Raw genomic sequence first — 17717 nt, 5'->3', positions numbered from 1 at the left:
CCGCGCGGCCGCCTCCGGGTGTGCCCAGGCCGGGTCGTACGCCACGACGTGAACGGGCTCGTCGACAGAGGACACACCCGGAAGGTTGCCGAAGCGGGATCAGCAGATCCGCGGCAGCTGCTCCCCCATCGGCAGGTCCACGACCCGCGTGCCGCCGAAGCCGGTCCGGGCGACGACCATCCCGGGGTGGTCCTCGACGCACTCGCCGATCACCACGGACTCCGCGCCGAGCGGGTGGGCCCGCATGGCGGCCAGGACCGCGTCCGCCTCGTCGCGCGGCACGAAGGCGACGAGCTTGCCCTCGTTGGCGATGTACATCGGGTCCAGGCCCAGGACGGAGCACGCGTTGGCCACCTCCTCCGGGACGGGGACGGCCCGCTCGGTGATCACCACGCCGACCCCGGCCGCCGCGGCGATCTCGTTGAGCGAGGCCGCCAGGCCGCCCCGGGTGGGGTCGCGCAGGACGTGGACGTCACGCGTCACCCTGAGCATGGTCTCGACGAGCCCGCCGAGCGCCGCGCTGTCGCTGCGCACCTCGACGCCGAACTCCAGGCCCTCCCGCACGCTCATGATCGCCACGCCGTGCAGCCCGATCGGCCCGCTGAGGATGACCACGTCGCCCGGTTCGGCCCGTTGCGGCCGGATGTCGACGCCGGCCGGGACGAGGCCGATGCCGGCGGTGTTCAGGTAGATGCCGTCGCCGTGCCCGGCCTCGACCACCTTGGTGTCCCCCGTGGCGACCTCGACCCCGGCGGCGCGGGCGGCGGCGCCGAGGGCGCGGGCCACGCGGTCGACGACGGCCATCTCCACCCCCTCCTCCAGGATGAAGCCGCAGGAGAGGTAGGCGGCGCGGGCCCCGCTCATGGCGAGGTCGTTGACGGTCCCGTTGACGGCGAGGTCGCCGATGCAGCCGCCGGGGAAGAACAGCGGCCGCACGACGTAGGAGTCCGTCGAGAAGGCGAGCCGGGCGCCACCGAGGTGGAGGACGGCTGAGTCGCCGAGTCCTTCCATGGCCTGACCGCCGAACGCGGGCGCGAAGATGTTCTCCACGAGCTCGGCGGACATCGCCCCGCCGCCCCCGTGCCCCATGACGACTCTCGGGTGATCGCGCAGGGGCAGCGGACAGCTCCAGCCCGAGAAGTCCAACACACCGGTTTCCGTGAGCAGTTCGACGTCAGCCAACGCGACTCGCCTCCTGAGCGGAAAGGGGCACGACCGGCACGCTCAGCCGCCGGTAGAGGTAGTACGCCGCGCAGGCCCCCTCGCTGGAGACCATGGTGGCGCCGAGCGGGGTGCGCGGGGTGCAGACGGTGCCGAAGGCCTCGCACTCGTGGGGCTTCAGCAGCCCCTGGAGCACCTCGCCGCTGCGGCACGCGGCGGGCTCGCAGGTCGTGATCCCGCCGACGTCGAAGCGGTACTCGGCGTCGTGGTCGCGGTAACGCGGCGAGAGCCGCCAGCCGCTCAGCGGGATGACCCCGATGCCCCGCCAGGCGCGGTCGGCGACCTCGAAGACGTCCTCCAGCATGGCGCGCGCCGCCGGGTTGCCCTCGGGCCGCACGGCGCGCGGGTAGGCGTTGTCGACGGTGTGTTCGCCGCGCTCCAGCTGGCGGACGGTGCGCCGGATGCCCTCCAGGATGTCCAGGGGCTCGAAGCCGGTGACGACGATCGGTACGCGGTGGCGCTCCGCGAGCACCGGGTACTCGGCGGTGCCCATGACGCTGCACACGTGCCCGGCGGCGAGGAAGCCCTGGACGCGGCAGTCCGGCGAGTCCATGATCGCCTCGATGGCCGGGGGCACCCGGACGTGCGAGACGAGCATGCTGAAGTTGCGCAGGCCCTGCTTCCTGGCCAGGTGGACGGCCATGGCGTTGGGCGGGGCGGTGGTCTCGAAGCCGATGCCGAAGAAGACGACCTCGCGGTCCGGGTTCTCCCGGGCGATCTTGAGCGCGTCGAGCGGCGAGTACACCACCCGGACGTCGCCGCCCTCCCCGCGGACGCGGAACAGGTCGCGGTCAGTGCCCGGCACCCGCAGCATGTCCCCGAAGGAGCAGAAGATCACCTCGGGCCTGGCGGCGATCGCGAGCGCCCGGTCGATCACCTCCAGCGGGGTGACGCACACGGGGCAGCCCGGGCCGTGGATCAACTCGACCTCGTCCGGCAGGAGCTGGTCGATGGCGTGCCGGATGATGCTGTGCGTCTGGCCGCCGCAGACCTCCATCAGCGCCCACGGCCGGGTGACCGTCGCCCTGATGTCGGCGAGCAGGCCCTCCGCGAGCTCGGGGTTGCGGAACTCCTCCAGGTACTTCACCGTCCGGCCTCCTCAGCCCCGCGCTCCGTCCCCACTGCCTCCGCCGCCCGCGCCGCTTCCCACGGGTCGCCGAACTCCTCTTGCAGCAGTCCGAGTTCCTCGAACAGCTCCAGGGTCCGCCGGGCCGACTCCTCGTCCAGGCGCTGGAGCGCGAAGCCCACGTGGACGATCGCGTACTCCCCCACCGCCAGGTCGGGCAAGTACTCGAGGCACACGTCCTTGACCACCCCGCCGAAGTCCATGACCGCCATCCGGGTCCCGTCGCGTTCCTCGATCTCCGTCACCCTGCCGGGCACAGCCAGGCACATCCGCTCTCACTCCTCCCGGGTGGCCGTCGACCGGGCGGCCACCATCAGCTGGCCGAGCGCCAGCCCTCCGTCGTTGGGCGGCACCCGGCGGTGCCGCAGTACGGTGAAGCCGTCCTCCCCGAGGCCGCGGGCGCAGGCCGAGGAGAGCAGCGCGTTGGCGAAGACGCCACCACTGAGCGCCACCGTCGAGATCCCGTACTCCTCCCGGGCGGCCGCGCAGATCCGCCGGACCAGCGAGGCCACCCCGGCGTGGAAGCGCGCGGCGATCAGCCCGGCCGGGACGCCCGCAGCCAGGTCCGCCAGCACCGCGGCCAGCACCGGCCCCGCTTCGGCGGTCCAGCCGCCCGCCCGCTCCGACAGCCCGAAGGCGTACCCTCCGACCGTCCCGAACGCGACTGCCGCGGCCTCCAGCTCGATGGCCGCCTGGGCCTCGTACCCGGCACGGTGGCAGACGCCGGCGAGCGAGGACACCGCGTCGAAGAGCCGCCCCATGCTGGAGGTCCTCACGCAGTTCAGCCCGCGTTCCAACTGCCGCTCCAGCAGCCGCAGTTCATCATCCGGACAGGCTTCGACCGGCGGCAGCCCCGCCGCCCAGGGCAGTCCGGCGGCGCGCAGGTGCGCGAGCGCCGTCCGGTACGGGCGCTCGACCGCCGCGTCCCCGCCCGGCAGCGGCACGTACCCGAGGTGGGCGAGGCGGCGGTAGCCGTCGTAGTCGGCGAGCAGCACCTCGCCGCCCCAGATCGCGCCGTCGTCCCCGTACCCGGTGCCGTCGAAGGCGACGCCGAGCACCGGCCGGCGGCCGTCCAGGCCGTGTTCGGCCATCACCGCGGCCACGTGCGCGTGGTGGTGCTGCACCCTCCGCACGGGCCGCCCCTCGGCGGTCCGCTCGGCGTGGTGCACCGAGCGGTAGCCGGGGTGCCGGTCGGCGACGAGCAGGTCGGGCCGCACGCCGCTGACGACGCCGAGGTGATCCACCGCGCGGTCGAAGGCGCGCAGCGTCGCGAGGTCGTCCATGTCGCCGATGTGGCCGGAGAGCCAGGCGTAGCCGTCGCAGGCGAGTGCGAAGGTGTTCTTGAGGTCGCCGCCGACGGCCAGCGCCGGCCGGACGGGCACGGGCAGCGGGAGCGGCAGCGGCGCGTAGCCCCGCGAGCGCCGCAGGGGCAGTTGCTCGCCGTCGACCACGCGCACGACGGAGTCCTCGCAGGGCACGTGGATGGGGCGGTCGTGGGTGAGCCAGCCGTCGACGAGCGGGGCGAGTGCGGCGAGCGCGTGCCGGTCGTCGGTGACGATGGGTTCGCCCGAGAGGTTGGCACTGGTCATCACCAGGAGGTCGCACCCGGGGGCGGCGAGCAGCAGGTGGTGCAGCGGCGTGTACGGGAGCATCACGCCGAGGTCGGGACTGCCCGGGGCCACCGCTTCGAGCCCGGCCGGCGGCGCGCCCCGAAGCAGGACGATCGGCCGCACCGGCCCGGTGAGGAGCTCCCGCTCCACGGGATGGAGGGGCAGCAGGCCCTCGACGGTGGCGAGATCACGGGCCATCAGCGCGAACGGCTTGTCGCCGCGCCGCTTGCGCCGCCTCAGCATTCCGACGGCGTCGGCGTTCCGCGCGTCGCAGGCGAGGTGGTAGCCGCCGATGCCCTTGACGGCGAGGATCGCGCCGCCCACCAGCAGCAGCCGGGCCTCCGTCAGCGCGTCCTCGCCCGTCCGCCCGGCCCGTCCGGGCACGGCCAGCGCGAGGCGCGGCCCGCAGGCGTGGCAGGCGACGGGCTGCGCGTGGAAACGGCGGTCGGCCGGGTCGGCGTACTCGCGGGCGCAGTCCGGGCAGAGGGGGAAGCCGGCCATGGTGGTGTTGGCGCGGTCGTACGGCAGGCCGGTCACGATGGTGTGCCGGGGCCCGCAGTTGGTGCAGCTGATGAACGGGTGGCGGTAGCGGCGGTCGGCGGGGTCGGCGAGTTCGGCGAGGCAGTCGGCGCACACGGCGACGTCGGGCGGGATCAGGGTGGTCCGGGGGCCGTCGGCGCGGGACGGGGTGATGGTGAAACCGGTGGCGCCGGTGGCGGCGAGCGCCGCGTGCTCGACGGAGGCCACCTGGGCGAGCGGCGGGGCGTCGCTGGCGATCCGCCGGCAGAAGGCGTCGACGGCCTCCCGGCTGCCCTCGACCTCGGCCAGCACACCCTCGCCGGTGTTGGTGACGCTGCCGGCCAGCCCGAGCTCGCCGGCGAGCGTGAAGACGAACGGCCGGAAGCCGACGCCCTGCACGAGCCCGCGGACGGCGACCCGCCGCCGCTCGCGGTCGAGCGCGGTCACGGGGTCTCCTGCACCACGTGCACGTGCCCGCCGTGCGAATGCCCGGAAGCCATCACCGGCCGGTGCACCGCCGCCCCGCCCAGCACGCCCAGTGCCCGGTCCAGCAGCGCCCCGACGCCGTCCCCGGTGCGGGCCGAGGTGTGCACGACCTCCACACCCGGGTTGACGCGCTGGACGTTCGCCAGGAACGCGGCCTCGTCGAACTCCGCCGCCGCCGCGAGGTCCGCCTTGGTCACCAGCACGAGGTTGGCGAGGCCGAACGCGGTCGGGTACTTGAGCGGCTTGTCCTCGCCCTCGGTCACCGAGGCGAGCACCACCCGCAGCGACTCGCCGAGGTCGTAGGAGGCCGGGCAGACGAGGTTCCCGACGTTCTCGACGAACAGCAGCCGGCAGTCCCGCGGCAGCCAGCCGTCGAGGTGCCCGGCGAGCATCCGCGCCTCCAGGTGGCAGAGCCCGTCGGTGAGCACCTGCTTGACCGGCGCGCCCGAACGCGCCAGCCGCAGCGCGTCGTTCTCGGTGGCGAGGTCGGCGGTGAGCGCGGCGACGGCGACGCCGCGCTCCTTCGCGAGCCCCAACTCGGCTTCGAGCAGGGCGGTCTTGCCGCTTCCCGGACTGGAGAGCATGTTCACCACGACCGTGCCGCGCGCGCTCAGCGCCGAGCGCAGCTCGCGGGCGCTGTCGTCGTTGCGGGCGAGGACCGCCTGGCGGAGGTCGACCGTCTGGCACATCGGCGTCAGCCTTTCTGTTCGGCCCGGACGCCGGGGCGCTCGGCCCACTCGACGCCGAGGATCTGGAGCTCGCGCCCGCACAGCAGCTCGACGCCGCCGCCCGGGCAGCTCGGGCACCCGAGGTCCGGCGGCATGCCGACGGCCCACTCGACCGCGCATGGCGTGCAGCGGGCCCGCGCCGCGACGGCCTCGGTGTCCAGTACCGCGCCCGCCACCAGCGTTCCGGCGCAGGCGAGTTCGAAGCAGAAGTCGAGCGCCTCGGGCACCACGCCGGCCAGCTCGCCCACCTGCAGCCGCACCCGGGCCACCCCGGGGGCGCCGTGTTCGCGCGCGGCCGCGTCCACCTGTTCGACGACGGCGACGGCGATCGACATCTCGTGCATCGGTCCCTTCCCACGCCCGGCGGCAACGCGCCCCATTACAGGACGCGGTGGCGGCGCCGGCCCGTAGCCGCGCCGCCACCGCGTCCGGGGCTGCACCGTTCGCAGCAATCCGCGCCCCGCGCGCACCTCACGTGCGCGTCACATGCGCGAGATCCTCAGGTACCGCTTGAGATCCGGCAGGCTCTGCCAGACCAGCGCGCCGATCCCCGCCAGCAGGGCGGCGCAGAACAGTTTCCTCAGCATGGTGTCGTCTCCTTCTCCGGCTGCGCGGCCTCGTCCACGACCCGCAGGACCACTTGGACCGCCTCTTCCACGGCGGCGGCGACCGGGGCGCTCAGCCCGATGCCCTCTTCCAGCGACGCCGGCTCGCAGCCGACCACCAGCACCCGTCCGGGCGGCTCGCCACCGGTGCCCGCGGCGAGCGTGGCGAGCAGGCCGAGCACGGCGTCGGGCCCCATCCGGTGCCCGTCCAGTACCGGCGCCTCCAGCGGCTCGGCGGCCGCCTCGATGAGGTAGACCGTGCCGGGCACCCCGCCCCGGCAGGTGGCGTCCACCAGCACGGCGACCCGGTAGCCGTCGAGCAGTCGGTAGGCGAGGTCCACGCCGCGCACGCCGACGTCGACCACCTCGACGCCGTCCGGCACCGGATGGGCGGCGAGCCGCCGGACGGTCTCGACCCCGAAGCCGTCGTCGCCGAGGAAGATGTTCCCCACCCCGGCCACCAGCACCTTCGGTCCGTTCACGACTCCTCCAGCGGGGTGACCTCGTCGGGCTGGAAGTAGCGGAAGCGCCCCTGCGCCCGCCACAGGTCCGCGCCCGGGTCGTCCTCCACCGTGACGGCCAGGTGCACCGAGCCGTCCACGTCGTGCAGCACGGCCTCGACGACACCCGTCCGCCCGTCCAGGAACAGGTCCTGGGCGTCGGTGCGCCGCCGTCCGGGCCGCAGCAGCACCCGGCTGCCGGCGGCGACGGCACGACCGTCGACCAGCACCTCGTCCCGCTCGGGGTCGACCGCCGGATCGTTGCCCGGATCCCACCAGGGCTGTTCCGGATCGGACGAGGAGATCTCGCGCAACCCGCGGATGGCCCCGTGCAGGCGCTCCAGCACCTCGGGCGGCATCGACTCGGCGAGGTCGATCACGGCGCCGGCCCGTTCGTCGGTGCCCCGGGCCTCGCGCTTCTCCTCGTCCGTGAGGGCCGCGGTGCGCAGCGCGAGGATCTCGTCGATCTCGGTGGCGTCGTACAGCGTGCCGAGGCTCTCCGGAGCCACCCGCGGGTGGTCCTCCAGGATGATCGGCGAGGAGAGGATCACCTTGCACCCGCCGTCGGGTCCGGCCAGGACGGGCCACGTCTGCTCGTTGCGGCACCGCTCGACGGCCGGGCGCGCCCACTCGGGCGGGTCGGTGACTGACAGGAACTGGCCGTGCTCCAGCCCGAGCAGCAGGTGGGCGGAGACCAGGGCGCGCGGGAGTGCTTGCTCGCGCGGTGTGCGCCGGCGCGGCATCCAGGTGGACGCGTTCTCGACGACGGCCGTGAGGCGCTGCGCGCGGTACGGGCCGGGCAGTTCCTCGGCCTTCAAGCGCACGACGCCGTCGACCTGTTCGCGCCGCCGTACGAGGCGTCCGACGGCGGTGCCGTTCTCGCGCAGCAGCTCGGTCTCGCCGACGCCCGGCAGGCGGAATCCGTGCTGCACCCCCTCACCCATCAACTCCTGCACCGGCTGGAGGAGTTCGATCCGCTCCTCGACGGCCTCGTCCCACTCGACGAGCACCCGGTCGGCCAGCTCCAGCCGCTCCACCGGCTCGAACCCGCCGGTGGCGGTGGCCTGTTCGACGGTGCGCCGCTGGACGCGCAGGAAGCGCAGCTCGACCGCGAGCCGGTCGTCCTGCCGCGCCTCCATGACGCACTCGGTGCGCTGGTGGGAGTGCTCGCCGCCCTGCGCGGTGTACTCGGGCGGCACCAGGACGCCGAACTGCCAGCGCAGCCGGTTCTTGGCCGCCGACGCGCGGTACGGGTAGAGCACGTAGCCCTCCAGCAGCACGGCGTCCGCGATCTGCCGGGCGGCGGCGAACCCGCTCTCGATCGTCTCCGGGAAGTCACTCATGCGCCCACCTCGCCGCGCTCGGCGGGCACTTCGCGCAACGCGCACCTCTCGATGGTGGCCTCGCTCCGCTCGGTCACCGGACCGCCTCCTCGACCGCCGCCGCGAGCAGCTCGCGCACCGTCGCCTCCCACGAGGGCAGGGCCCGCCGGGAGCGGTAGGCCAGCAGCTCGCCCATCACGTCGTCGGGCAGGCGCAGCCAGGCGCAGCCCGGGAAGTGCTGGTCGATCGCCTCGCGCCAGACCCGCACCGGCATCCGCACCCGGGCCTCCTTGTCCCAGGGCACGGGCGTGACCTGGAAGCCGCCGGGTCCGGCGAAGGCGGTGCCGGAGAAGAGCAGCAGGAGCGGGACCTCGCCGCCGTCGAGCGCCCGGAAGTAGCGGGCGGAGGCCACCTCCAGGTCGTAGCTGCACGGCACGGCGAGGTCGGCCTCGGTCTCACCGGTGAAGCCGGGCACGAGCAGCGGCACGGTGGCGAGCTGGATCGGGTTGAGCGTGGTCGCCCAGCGCTCCCGCTCGCCGAACAGGTCGCCCAGCCGCCCGCCCTCGGCTTCGCCGTACGACCGGCGGCCCGGTTCGATCCGCAGCTGGCACTGGAGCGCGAGGGCGTGCACCCGGGTGTCGGCCGGCGCCGTGATCCGCAGCCGGAACACCAGCGTCGGCGCGGCCGCGTACGGGTCGGAGCGCACGCCGGTGCAGGTGAAGCCGAGCGGTGTCACGCCGTCACCTCCGCGGGCAGCGGGCGGGCCCGGTCGGCCAGCCGGGCGAAGAACGCGTCGAGTTCGGCCCGCGCCTCGGCGCCGCCGTCGAAGCCGTGCCAGCACCGCCGCAGCCGGCCGACCAGCTCGTAGCAGACGTCGATCGGCACCAGGTAGCACTCGACGCGGCCCTCGGTGCGGCGCAGCAGCAGCGCCTCGACGTCGGGTTCGAGGGCGGCGGCCAGCCGGCTGCCGCCGAGGGCGCGCTCCCAGGCCTCCTCGTCCAGCTCGCTCTCGGTGGCGCCGGCCGGGCCGGGGTAGAAGGCGAGGAGCTGGTCGAGCGCGGCGTTGCGGAACAGGAACGCGGTGCCGACGGGGATCCCGAGCACCGACCACAGCCGCTCGTCGAGATCGCCGTCGGGGTCGGCGAGGTAGCGGTCGGGCACGGTGCGGAAGCGGCCGCCGGCCGCACCGGGCTGCTGGAACAGCAGGCCGCACGCGGTGCAGGTGCAGGCCAGGGCGCGCTCCTCGACGTCCACGAGGTGGCGGTGGCCGGGCGGCAGGTCGCGGCCGCAGAAGCCGCACTGCTCGGGGCGCGGCGGCGCCGGCTCGCGCAGCCGGCGCAGCAGGGCGGTCCCGTCCCGGGAGACCCTCCGGGTGTTCATCGCGCCTCCGCGGGCTGCTGTGGGCGGGTGCCGATCTGGAGCAGCTGCGGGGCGCGCGCCAGCTCGACGGCCGTCACCTCGGGGGCGTGGCAGGCGAGGACGGCTTCGACGTCCTGGTCCGAGCAGCCGCAGCCGGAGGCCGTCCGGCGCAGCCGCAGGGTGCCGGTGCCCGGTTCGAAGCCGAGCACCTCGACCCGCTCGGGCAGGGCCGCGAGCGCCCGGTCGATCCGGGCGTTCACGTCCTCGGGGTGCAGGTCGTGCAGGAGCAGCAGCCCCGCGACGGCGGGGTCGTCCAGCATCCGCTCCAGGGCGGGCGGGGCGAGCTCCGGCACCAGCCTGGCCAGGCCCTCGCCGTAGAACTCCATGAGGTCGCGCACGAGTTGCTCGCCGGCCTGCTCGGCGCCGCTGCCGGCCAGGGCGTCCAGTGCCTCCTGGATCCGCAGCCCGGTCTGCTCGGCCGTCATGCGGTGAGCCCGCTCAGGCCGGTGGGCACGTGCATGGTCTGCACGGTGCGCCCGCCGCCGACGTACATGTGCACGCCGCAGGGCAGGCAGGGGTCGAAGCTGCGCACGGCGCGCATGATGTCGATGCCCTTGAAGTTCTCCGGGGAGTTCTCCTCGAAGATCGGCGTGTTCTGCACCGCGTCCTCGTACGGGCCGGGCGTGCCGTAGCTGTCGCGCACGCTCGCGTTCCACGGGGTCGGCGGGTACGGGTGGTAGTTGGCGATCTTGCCGTCGCGGATGACCATGTGGTGCGAGAGCACGCCGCGCACGGCCTCGGTGAAGCCGCAGCCGATCGACTCGTCAGGTACCTCGAAGCGCTCCCAGGTCTGGCTGCGCCCGGCGCGGACCTCGGCGAGCGCCTTCTCGGCGAAGTGCAGGGCGGCGGCGGCCGCGTACGCCTGGAAGTAGGTGCGGGCGCGGTTGCGCTCGATGGCATTGCTCCACTGCGGGATCTTCCACTCGAAGGTGACCTCGGGCTTGGTCATCGAGCGGGGGAGGTTGATCCTGACGCTGTGTCCGGTGGCCTTGATGTAGCCGATGTCGACGAGGCCGGACAGCGCGGTGGACCACAGGCGGGCGATCGGACCGCCGCCGGTGTCGAGGGCGAGGTGGTCCTTGCCGTCGAACCAGCGCGGGGACATCACCCAGCTGTACTTGTCGTCGAAGTTCCGCTTCTGCGGCTGCGGGATGGTGTGCTGGTTCCACGGGTGCCGCGGGTCGACCGGGTTGCCGAGCGGGTCGTGGGTGACGAACAGCTCCTTGCCCTGCCAGTCCTCGTAGTAGGAGCTGCCGAGCAGGATCCGGATGCCGAGGTTGATCTGGGTGAGGTCGTTGGTGACGAGCTTGCCGTCCACGACGACGCCGGGGGTGACGAACATCCGCCGGCCCCAGTCCGTCATGTTGCGGTACGTGAAGTCGCAGTGGTCCGGGTCGTTGAGGCTGCCCCAGCAGCCGAGCAGGACGCGGCGGCGGCCGACCTCCTCGTAGCCGGGCAGCGCCTGGTAGAAGAAGTCGAAGAGGTCGTCGTGCAGCGGCACGACCTTCTTCATGAACTCGACGTAGCGCATCAGCCGGGTCAGGTAGTCGGTGAACAGCTGCACCGTCGCGACCGTGCCGACGCCGCCCGGGTAGAGCGTGGAGGGGTGCACGTGGCGGCCCTCCATGAGGCAGAACATCTCCCGGGTGTAGCGGCTGACCTGCAGCGCCTCGCGGTAGAACTCGCCCTCGATCGGGTTGAGCGAGCGCATGATGTCGGCGATCGTCTTGTAGCCGTGGTCACCGGCGTGGGGGGCCTCGGTGCGCTCGGCCAGCTCCAGGACGCCCGGGTTGGTCTCCTTGACCATCTTCTCGCAGTAGTCGACCCCGACCAGGTTCTCCTGGAAGATGTTGTGGTCGAACATGTACTCGGCGGCCTCGCCGAGGTTGATGATCCACTCGCCCAGGTGCGGGGGCTTCACGCCGTAGGCCATGTTCTGCGCGTAGACCGAACAGGTGGCGTGGTTGTCGCCGCAGATCCCGCAGATCCGGCTGGTGATGAAGTGTGCGTCGCGCGGGTCCTTGCCGCGCATGAAGACGCTGTAGCCGCGGAAGACGGACGAGGTGCTGTAGCACTCCGCGACCCTCTTCTGCTTGAAGTCGATCTTCGTGTGGATGCCCAGGCTGCCCACGATCCGGGTGATCGGGTCCCAGGACATCTCGGTCAGGCCGCTGCCGTCGCCGGAGGCCCTGGTCGTCGGTGTTGCCATCGTGTGTGTCGTGCCCTTCTGTCGTGGCCTGCTTGGGTGGTGAGGTGGGCGGGGCGGCGACGGGCCGCGCACCCCGGGCGGGGTGCGCGGCCCTCCGGCGTCACCAGGGCGGGCGGTAACCGGTGGTCAGGTGGCGGCCGGTGTGGCGCCACTTCGGTTCCTTGTCGACGGTGCTCAGCGTGATCGCGCGCAGTCGGCGGATCACCGTCCCGTACGCGCTGCTGGCGCCGGTGGAGACGCGCGAGCCGGGCGGCGGGTCCATGAAGGGCATGAACTTGTCCGGGAAGCCCGGCATCGTGCAGGCGATGCAGATGCCGCCGACGTTCGGGCAGCCGCCGACGCCGTTGATCCAGCCGCGCTTGGCGACGTTGCACTTGACGACCGGTCCCCAGCAGCCGAGCCGCACCAGGCACTCGGGCGTGCCGTAGTCGGTCGCGAACTGGCCCTGTTCGTAGTAGCCGCCGCGGTCGCAGCCCTCGTGCACGGTGGCGCCGAACAGCCAGGCGGGCCGCAGCTTGTCGTCGAGCGGGATCATCGGCGCGGAGCCGGCCAGCTGGTACAGCAGGTAGGTGAGGGTCTCGGCGAAGTTGTCGGGCTGGATCGGGCAGCCCGGCACGCAGACGATCGGCAGCCCGGCCTTGGACTTCCAGTCCCAGCCGAGGTAGTCCGGCACGCCCATGGCGCCGGTCGGGTTGCCGGCCATCGCGTGGATGCCGCCGTACGTGGCGCACGTGCCGATCGCCACGACCGCGGTCGCCTTGGGGGCGAGCCGGTCCAGCCACTCACTGGTGGTGATGGGCTGGCCGGTCGCGGGGTCGTCGCCGAAGCCGCACCAGTAACCCTCCTTCTTGATCTTCTCGTTGGGGATGGACCCCTCGACGACCAGCACGAACGGCTCGATCTCGCCGCGCTCGGCCTTGAAGAACCACTCGACGAAGTTGTCCGCGCCCTGGACCGGGCCGCACTCGAAGTCGATCAGCGGCCAGTGCACCGCGACCCTGGGCAGGCCGGGCAGCGCGCCGGTGACGATCTCCTCGATGCTCGGCTGCATCGCGGCGGTCAGCGAGACGGAGTCGCCGTCGCAGCTGAGGCCCGCGTTGATCCAGAGAATGTGCACCACGTCGGTGTCGGTTGATGCAGCTGTTGCAGCACCCATGAGGATGCCTCCTCGGGGATGGGAGCCGGACGAAATGGCTCAAAGACAGTCATAGCAACCGTTCGGATCGAACGCCGGTCCGGCAGACCCGTACGGGTCGCCCGGTGGACGCAAGCCGGCTGGGCCGTTCGGGTCACGTCCGGGCGAGGAGGCCCGCGGACGCGGGGCGCTTGCGGACGAACGCGGAGCGCAGCGCGTGGTACGGCGATTCGGGTGTGAAGAACTGCCGGTGCATCACCGCGAGCTCCTCCGCCCGGTACGCGGCCAGCGGCTTCGTCCGCTCGTCGGCCTCGCGCGCGGCCTTCTTCTCGGCGATCCGGCGCTGCGTGCCCGGCGAGGCGGCGAGCAGCCCGGCCAGGTGGGCCGCGGTCGGTCCGAACTCCTGCGGGCCGCAGGCGAGTACGCGGTCGACCAGGCCGACCCGCTCGGCCGTCGCCGCGGACAGCGGGAGCGCCTGGCGGGTCAGCCGCTCGGCCTCGGGTGCGCCCACCCGTCGGGGCAGGGTGTAGGTCCAGTACTCCGACCCGTACAGGCCCATCAGCCGGTAGTGCGGGTTGAGGACGGATCCGCCGCGGCACCACACCTCGTCCGCCGCCAGGGCGAGCATCAGACCGCCGGCCGCCGCATTGCCGGCGACGGCGGCGACCACCAGGCGGTCGGTGGTGGTGAGCACCTCGGCCACGAGGTCGTCCATCGCGGTGATGTTCGCCCAGGACTCGGCGGCCGGGTCCTGGGCGGCCTCGATGACGTTGAGGTGGATGCCGTTGGAGAAGAAGTCCCGGCCGCCGCCAAGCACCAGCACCGAGGTCGGCCGTCCGAGCGCGAAGCGGTAGGCCTCCCGCAGGCGTCGACAGTGGCCGGCGGACATCGCGCCGCCGGGGAAGGAGAAGTGCAGGAAGCCCACCGGGCCTTCCTCGCGGTAGCCGATGTCCGTCCAGGCGGGCCCGTCGTCCTCGCCCGGCATCAGCGGCGCCGGCACCTCGGGCAGCGGGGGCAGCAGGGCGCCGAGCGCCGTCACGGCGGGGAGCTTGAAGGCCGCGGGCCCGCCGGGCGTGCGCCGCCGGCGAAGTTCGGGGATCCACACGGCGCCGTCCGGAGTAGCCCGGCACACCGCCCCGGCCCGGGTCGCGAGCAGGTCGCCGGGACGGCCGCGCAGCTCCGGCTCGGGGTGCCCGCCGTGCAGGTACCACTCGCCGCCGCACAGCTCGTCGAGCACGCCGGGCTGCGAGTCCGCGGCGCGGAGCCGGCGCAGCACCTCCTCGGTGGAGTCGCCCGCCCAGTCGATCCGGCGCTCCTCCTGGCGCAGGACGGGCCGGGTGCGCACCGGCGCCCGCCAGCCGGGCCCGTGCTGCGGCTGCGGCACGTACGTGCCGGAGGCGACGCGTTCTACGGCGAGCAGCGCGGCCGCCACGGCCGCGTCGGAGACCTCGTTGCGGTACAGGTCGCTCTTGCCGCGCGGGGGCAGGCGGCACGGCGCCCAGGCCCAGACCGGCCCGGCGTCCATCTCGGCCTCGGCCTGGAGCACGGTGACGCCCCAGTCGGTGACGCCCTCCTGGACCGCCCGGTCGAGCGAGGACGGGCCGCGGTCGCCCGGCGGGCCAGGATGGACGATCAGGCAGGTGGTCTCCGACCAGACGTCCGGTGGGACGACGGTGCGCAGCATGGGCGCGAGGACCAGGTCCGGCCGCAGGCGCCGGACGGCGGCGCGCAGGTCGTCGTCGTCCCCGGCGAGGTGGACGTCCACGGTGTGGCGGCGGTCGCGCAGTTCGGCGTGGAGTCGCTGGCTGAGGCTGTTGAACGCGCTGGCAAGGAGCAGGATCCGCATCTCCGCCTCCGGTGGGGTGAGCGTCCGGGAACCCGGCGATCATCGCCCCGGCCCCGTCCGCCCCCGGCCGCGCGCCCGCCGCCGCGCCGCCCGTTCACCCGAACCGCCGTCGTCGCCGCCGCTGCCGCCCGGCGACGTGGAGGTGGCCCGCCCCCGGGGAGGTGGGGCGGGCCACCGGTCGGCTGATTGCGGGGTTAGTGACGGGTGTGGACCGTGTGCGCCTCCGCGACTGGGCTTCATGAACATGTACAGACAACGCGTCCCGACAAGAAGCCTCATCGCGGTCGGCCCGGCCCACAACGGCGTGCGGAGGCTGGCAGGGCGCACTGGGGGCGCGGAGGGGCGCCCTGAAGCGCGCGCCGGTGTGGGACGCGGCCCTCACGACCGGGGTCACGGATGGCGTCGGCGGCGGCCCAGCAACAGCAGGATGGTGAGGGCCGCCGTGGCGACCCCCTCGGCCCAGGCGGCGAGCGTCTTGTCGGAGAACCACACGGGCTCGTACATGTTCGGCAGCGGGCCGATGGCGCCGACGTCCACGTAGCGGTAGAGCAGCAGCGCGCCGAGCCCCGAGGCGGCGACGGCCCACGCGAAGACGTCGCCGGCACGGTGCCGCCACAGGAGCAGGAGCAGCACGGCGAGGCTCGCGGCGGCGGACTCCAGACGGAACAGGGTGCCCTGGCTGATCGAGTCGCCGACGGCGTCGTACTGGTCGGCCAGCCGGGCGTGGACGGCCGCGTCGACCGCGAGTCCGGCCGCCGCCACGAGGCGCAGGACGAGATCGGTGAGGCTCCGGCTGCGGCGGCGGCCTGGTTCGGGGATGTCCATGGTGCATCAGCCAACGGTGAGGGTGCCGTGCATGAACGGGTGGATGGTGCAGATGTACGGGTGGTCGCCCGTCTGCTGCGGCGCGGTGAAGGTCGCGGACGCCCCCGGGGCGATGTTCCCGGTGTCGAAGGACTTGTCGGAGGCGGTCAGCGTGTGGGTGGTGGAGTCCTGGTTGACGACCGTGACGGTCTGGCCGGGCTTCACCGTGAGGGAGGCCGGCGCGAACGCGAAGTTCTTGATCGTGACCTGGAGCGCCCCGGTGCTGCTGGGAGCGGGCGTGGAGGCGGTCACGGATGCGCCGGCACTGGCGCTGGCACTCGCGGCCGGGGAACTCGCCGCGCTGGTGGTGGTGTTCGCGGGCTTGCCGGAGCTGGAGCAGGCCGCGAGACCCACGGAGAGCAGCAGGGCGGCGGCAGCGGCCGGGAAGGGCCGGGTTCTGGTCACGTACGGGCTCCGTTTCGGGTGGAGGGGTGGGGCGCGCGCCCGGGGTGTCGGGTGGGCGCGCGCCGGCTCGTGGTGTCGTCAGACGGTCAGCAGGTCCGGGTTGGCGGCCTTGTCGGTGGGCAGGAAGTCGTCGGGCACGGGGTACCGGCCGAGCACGTAGTTCAGGATCGCCGCGTGCATGGCCTCGACCGGGGCGATGCTCGCGGCCGTCGCGATGCCGGCCGCACCGGTCACGCCGTACGTCGCGAAGAGGTAGGTCTGGGCGGCTTGGTCCTCCAGTTCGAGCGCGAGTTCGGCCACGTCCCCGACGGAGGCCGCCTTGCCGAGGGCCGCCATCGTGTCCGCGTGGGAGGAGAGCGGCACGTCGTTGATCGCGGGCAGTCCGGCGCCGGTGAGGACGGCGTTCCAGGCCTTGGCGTGGTCGGCGTGCTGGTTCATCGCGGTGGTGACGAACGTCGCGACCGCCGGCGGCACGGTGCCGAGCTTGCCCGCGCCCGCGGCGTCCAGCGCGGCCTTGTAGGCACCGACCGCCTGGTTCTCCAGCGCGACGGCCAGCGCGACGACCCGCAGGTCCCCGGTGTAGCCGCCGGACGCCGAGGGCGAGCCGGACATCGCATCGACCGAGCCGGCCGGGCTGGTCGGCGCCGGGTCCTCGGCGCTCTTGGTGCCGGAGCACGCCGCCAGCGTGAGGGCCGCGGCCACGCCTCCCGCGCCGAGCAGGAACCGGCGCCGGCCCGGATCGGCCGGGACCGAGGCGCGGAGCTCTTCCCCGAGGTCTCGCGCGGAGGCCCGCATCAGCGGCAGCGTGGCCCGGTGGGCCTCGTCCATCTCCCGGGTCAGGCGAGCGAGTTCGGCCTCGCCGAGGGCGGGCTCCCAGGTGCGGTCGGCGGTCACTGGACGGCCCCTTCGGTGATCGGGGAGGCGTTGTCGGTCTTGTAGAAGGCGTCGGGGAAGCCCACACTGCCGGCCGCGGCGGGCAGCTTCGCCGGGTCCACCGGGATCGTGACCAGGTCGGCGGCGTTGCCCGCCAGCAGCGCCTGCACGGCGAGCAGCACGGCCCGGTGCTGCGCCTCCACCGGGGCGACGGAGGCGAAGAGCCTGCGCAGGTCGGCGCTGGAGACCTGGCCGACGTTCCTGGTGTACGTCTGGGCGGCGACGTCCTCCAGGCCGACGGCGAGCTTCACCACGTCGGCCGGCGTCTTGATGGTGGGCAGCGCCTGGTCGACCACCGCCTTGTACGTCGGGTCCGGGCCGGTCTGCGCCTTGCCGCCGCCGGCGGTCGCGGCGGCGTTGAAGGCCCGGGCGTGCGCCTGGTGCTGCTCGGTGGTCTTGGCGATGAACGCGGCCACCGTCGTGTTGCCGTCCTTGATGAACGGCAGGCCGGCGGCCGTCCGGTAGACGCTCACCGCCAGGTTCTCCAGCGCCGCGGCGGTCTGGAGCGCGCGGATGTCGTCCGCCGTCACGGCGCCGGAGGCGGACGCCGAGGGCGACGGGGAGTCCGCCGCCGCCCGGGCCGCGCCGAGCAGGCCCGCCCCGCCGACCAGGGCGGCGAGCAGGCCGCCCCGCCACCACGGCCGCGACGGACCGGCGGCCTCCGCGAAGCCGCTCAGCGCGCCGCGGGTGATCCGCATGGCGTCACTGTTCAAGTCCTGTGACTGCTCGGTGAGTTCTTCCAGCAGTCGGGTGTCGATGCGCTCGTCGGCCATCATGTCCCGTCTCGGT

Annotated in this window: 18 protein-coding genes; all 18 read right to left on the bottom strand. The window is 73.7% G+C overall.

Features of this window, described 5'->3' with window-relative positions; translation table 11 throughout:
• Positions 1–99 precede the first annotated feature (99 nt).
• Positions 100–1182 (bottom strand): hydrogenase expression/formation protein HypE, encoded by a 1083-nt coding sequence (hypE, locus tag AB0C76_RS14525; RefSeq protein WP_359964377.1) that lies wholly within the window; start codon positions 1180–1182, stop codon positions 100–102.
• Positions 1175–2308 (bottom strand): hydrogenase formation protein HypD, encoded by a 1134-nt coding sequence (gene hypD / locus AB0C76_RS14520; protein ID WP_359964375.1) that lies wholly within the window; start codon positions 2306–2308, stop codon positions 1175–1177. Before hypD ends, hypE begins: the two co-directional genes overlap by 8 nt.
• Complete coding sequence (locus AB0C76_RS14515; protein WP_359964373.1) at positions 2305–2616, bottom strand: HypC/HybG/HupF family hydrogenase formation chaperone; 312 nt, start codon at positions 2614–2616, stop codon at positions 2305–2307. Before AB0C76_RS14515 ends, hypD begins: the two co-directional genes overlap by 4 nt.
• A gap of 6 nt (positions 2617–2622) precedes the next feature.
• Positions 2623–4923 (bottom strand): carbamoyltransferase HypF, encoded by a 2301-nt coding sequence (gene hypF, locus AB0C76_RS14510; protein ID WP_359964371.1) that lies wholly within the window; start codon positions 4921–4923, stop codon positions 2623–2625.
• Complete coding sequence (gene hypB, locus AB0C76_RS14505; protein WP_359964369.1) at positions 4920–5651, bottom strand: hydrogenase nickel incorporation protein HypB; 732 nt, start codon at positions 5649–5651, stop codon at positions 4920–4922. Before hypB ends, hypF begins: the two co-directional genes overlap by 4 nt.
• Positions 5652–5656: 5 nt before the next feature.
• The gene (locus AB0C76_RS14500) at positions 5657–6034 is read right to left on the bottom strand and encodes a hydrogenase maturation nickel metallochaperone HypA (RefSeq protein WP_359964367.1); all 378 of its coding nucleotides are present in this window, start codon (positions 6032–6034) and stop codon (positions 5657–5659) included.
• Positions 6035–6270: 236 nt separating this feature from the next.
• Complete coding sequence (locus AB0C76_RS14495; protein WP_359964365.1) at positions 6271–6777, bottom strand: hydrogenase maturation protease; 507 nt, start codon at positions 6775–6777, stop codon at positions 6271–6273.
• Entirely contained in the window at positions 6774–8138 is a 1365-nt protein-coding gene (locus tag AB0C76_RS14490; RefSeq protein WP_359964363.1) for a hypothetical protein, read from the bottom strand. The genes AB0C76_RS14495 and AB0C76_RS14490 overlap by 4 nt, the downstream gene beginning before the upstream one ends.
• Positions 8139–8211: 73 nt before the next feature.
• Positions 8212–8853, bottom strand: coding sequence for a DUF6084 family protein (locus AB0C76_RS14485; protein ID WP_359964361.1), 642 nt, complete (start codon positions 8851–8853; stop codon positions 8212–8214).
• A complete protein-coding gene (locus AB0C76_RS14480) occupies positions 8850–9497 on the bottom strand; it encodes a DUF5947 family protein (protein WP_359964359.1) in 648 nt (215 codons plus the stop codon). The genes AB0C76_RS14485 and AB0C76_RS14480 overlap by 4 nt, the downstream gene beginning before the upstream one ends.
• Positions 9494–9961, bottom strand: coding sequence for a thioredoxin (locus tag AB0C76_RS14475; RefSeq protein ID WP_359964357.1), 468 nt, complete (start codon positions 9959–9961; stop codon positions 9494–9496). Before AB0C76_RS14475 ends, AB0C76_RS14480 begins: the two co-directional genes overlap by 4 nt.
• Positions 9958–11745, bottom strand: coding sequence for a nickel-dependent hydrogenase large subunit (locus AB0C76_RS14470; RefSeq protein ID WP_359964355.1), 1788 nt, complete (start codon positions 11743–11745; stop codon positions 9958–9960). Before AB0C76_RS14470 ends, AB0C76_RS14475 begins: the two co-directional genes overlap by 4 nt.
• A 100-nt stretch (positions 11746–11845) precedes the next feature.
• Positions 11846–12901, bottom strand: coding sequence for a hydrogenase expression protein HypE (locus AB0C76_RS14465; protein WP_359964353.1), 1056 nt, complete (start codon positions 12899–12901; stop codon positions 11846–11848).
• A 133-nt stretch (positions 12902–13034) separates the two neighbouring features.
• Positions 13035–14726 (bottom strand): hydrogenase maturation protein, encoded by a 1692-nt coding sequence (locus AB0C76_RS14460; RefSeq protein ID WP_359964351.1) that lies wholly within the window; start codon positions 14724–14726, stop codon positions 13035–13037.
• A gap of 390 nt (positions 14727–15116) precedes the next feature.
• The gene (locus AB0C76_RS14455; RefSeq protein ID WP_359964349.1) at positions 15117–15551 is read right to left on the bottom strand and encodes a hypothetical protein; all 435 of its coding nucleotides are present in this window, start codon (positions 15549–15551) and stop codon (positions 15117–15119) included.
• Between the two features lie 6 nt (positions 15552–15557).
• Positions 15558–15995, bottom strand: coding sequence for a cupredoxin family copper-binding protein (locus tag AB0C76_RS14450; RefSeq protein WP_359964347.1), 438 nt, complete (start codon positions 15993–15995; stop codon positions 15558–15560).
• A 78-nt stretch (positions 15996–16073) separates the two neighbouring features.
• Positions 16074–16889 carry a ferritin-like domain-containing protein gene (locus AB0C76_RS14445; RefSeq protein ID WP_359964345.1) on the bottom strand — a complete coding sequence of 272 codons (816 nt, stop codon included), beginning with the start codon at positions 16887–16889 and terminating at the stop codon, positions 16074–16076.
• Positions 16886–17704, bottom strand: coding sequence for a ferritin-like domain-containing protein (locus tag AB0C76_RS14440; protein WP_359964343.1), 819 nt, complete (start codon positions 17702–17704; stop codon positions 16886–16888). Before AB0C76_RS14440 ends, AB0C76_RS14445 begins: the two co-directional genes overlap by 4 nt.
• Positions 17705–17717 lie beyond the last annotated feature (13 nt).

Origin of the sequence: Kitasatospora sp. NPDC048722 (genome assembly GCF_040650235.1) — a bacterium.
Taxonomy (GTDB): Bacteria; Actinomycetota; Actinomycetes; order Streptomycetales; family Streptomycetaceae; genus Kitasatospora.
The sequence above is the reverse complement of the archived record's forward strand: the minus strand, read 5'-3'. Positions and strand labels throughout refer to the sequence as shown.

Bases quoted from the DNA above. Each gene is read 5' to 3' on its own strand.
- AB0C76_RS14440 (WP_359964343.1), bottom strand. From the start codon at position 17,704: ATGATGGCCGACGAGCGCATCGACACCCGACTGCTGGAAGAACTCACC.
- AB0C76_RS14465 (WP_359964353.1), bottom strand. From the start codon at position 12,901: ATGGGTGCTGCAACAGCTGCATCAACCGACACCGACGTGGTGCACATT.
- AB0C76_RS14475 (WP_359964357.1), bottom strand. From the start codon at position 9,961: ATGACGGCCGAGCAGACCGGGCTGCGGATCCAGGAGGCACTGGACGCC.
- AB0C76_RS14460 (WP_359964351.1), bottom strand. From the start codon at position 14,726: ATGCGGATCCTGCTCCTTGCCAGCGCGTTCAACAGCCTCAGCCAGCGA.
- AB0C76_RS14470 (WP_359964355.1), bottom strand. From the start codon at position 11,745: ATGGCAACACCGACGACCAGGGCCTCCGGCGACGGCAGCGGCCTGACC.
- AB0C76_RS14480 (WP_359964359.1), bottom strand. From the start codon at position 9,497: ATGAACACCCGGAGGGTCTCCCGGGACGGGACCGCCCTGCTGCGCCGG.
- AB0C76_RS14455 (WP_359964349.1), bottom strand. From the start codon at position 15,551: ATGGACATCCCCGAACCAGGCCGCCGCCGCAGCCGGAGCCTCACCGAT.
- AB0C76_RS14500 (WP_359964367.1), bottom strand. From the start codon at position 6,034: ATGCACGAGATGTCGATCGCCGTCGCCGTCGTCGAACAGGTGGACGCG.
- hypB (WP_359964369.1), bottom strand. From the start codon at position 5,651: ATGTGCCAGACGGTCGACCTCCGCCAGGCGGTCCTCGCCCGCAACGAC.
- AB0C76_RS14515 (WP_359964373.1), bottom strand. From the start codon at position 2,616: ATGTGCCTGGCTGTGCCCGGCAGGGTGACGGAGATCGAGGAACGCGAC.
- AB0C76_RS14490 (WP_359964363.1), bottom strand. From the start codon at position 8,138: ATGAGTGACTTCCCGGAGACGATCGAGAGCGGGTTCGCCGCCGCCCGG.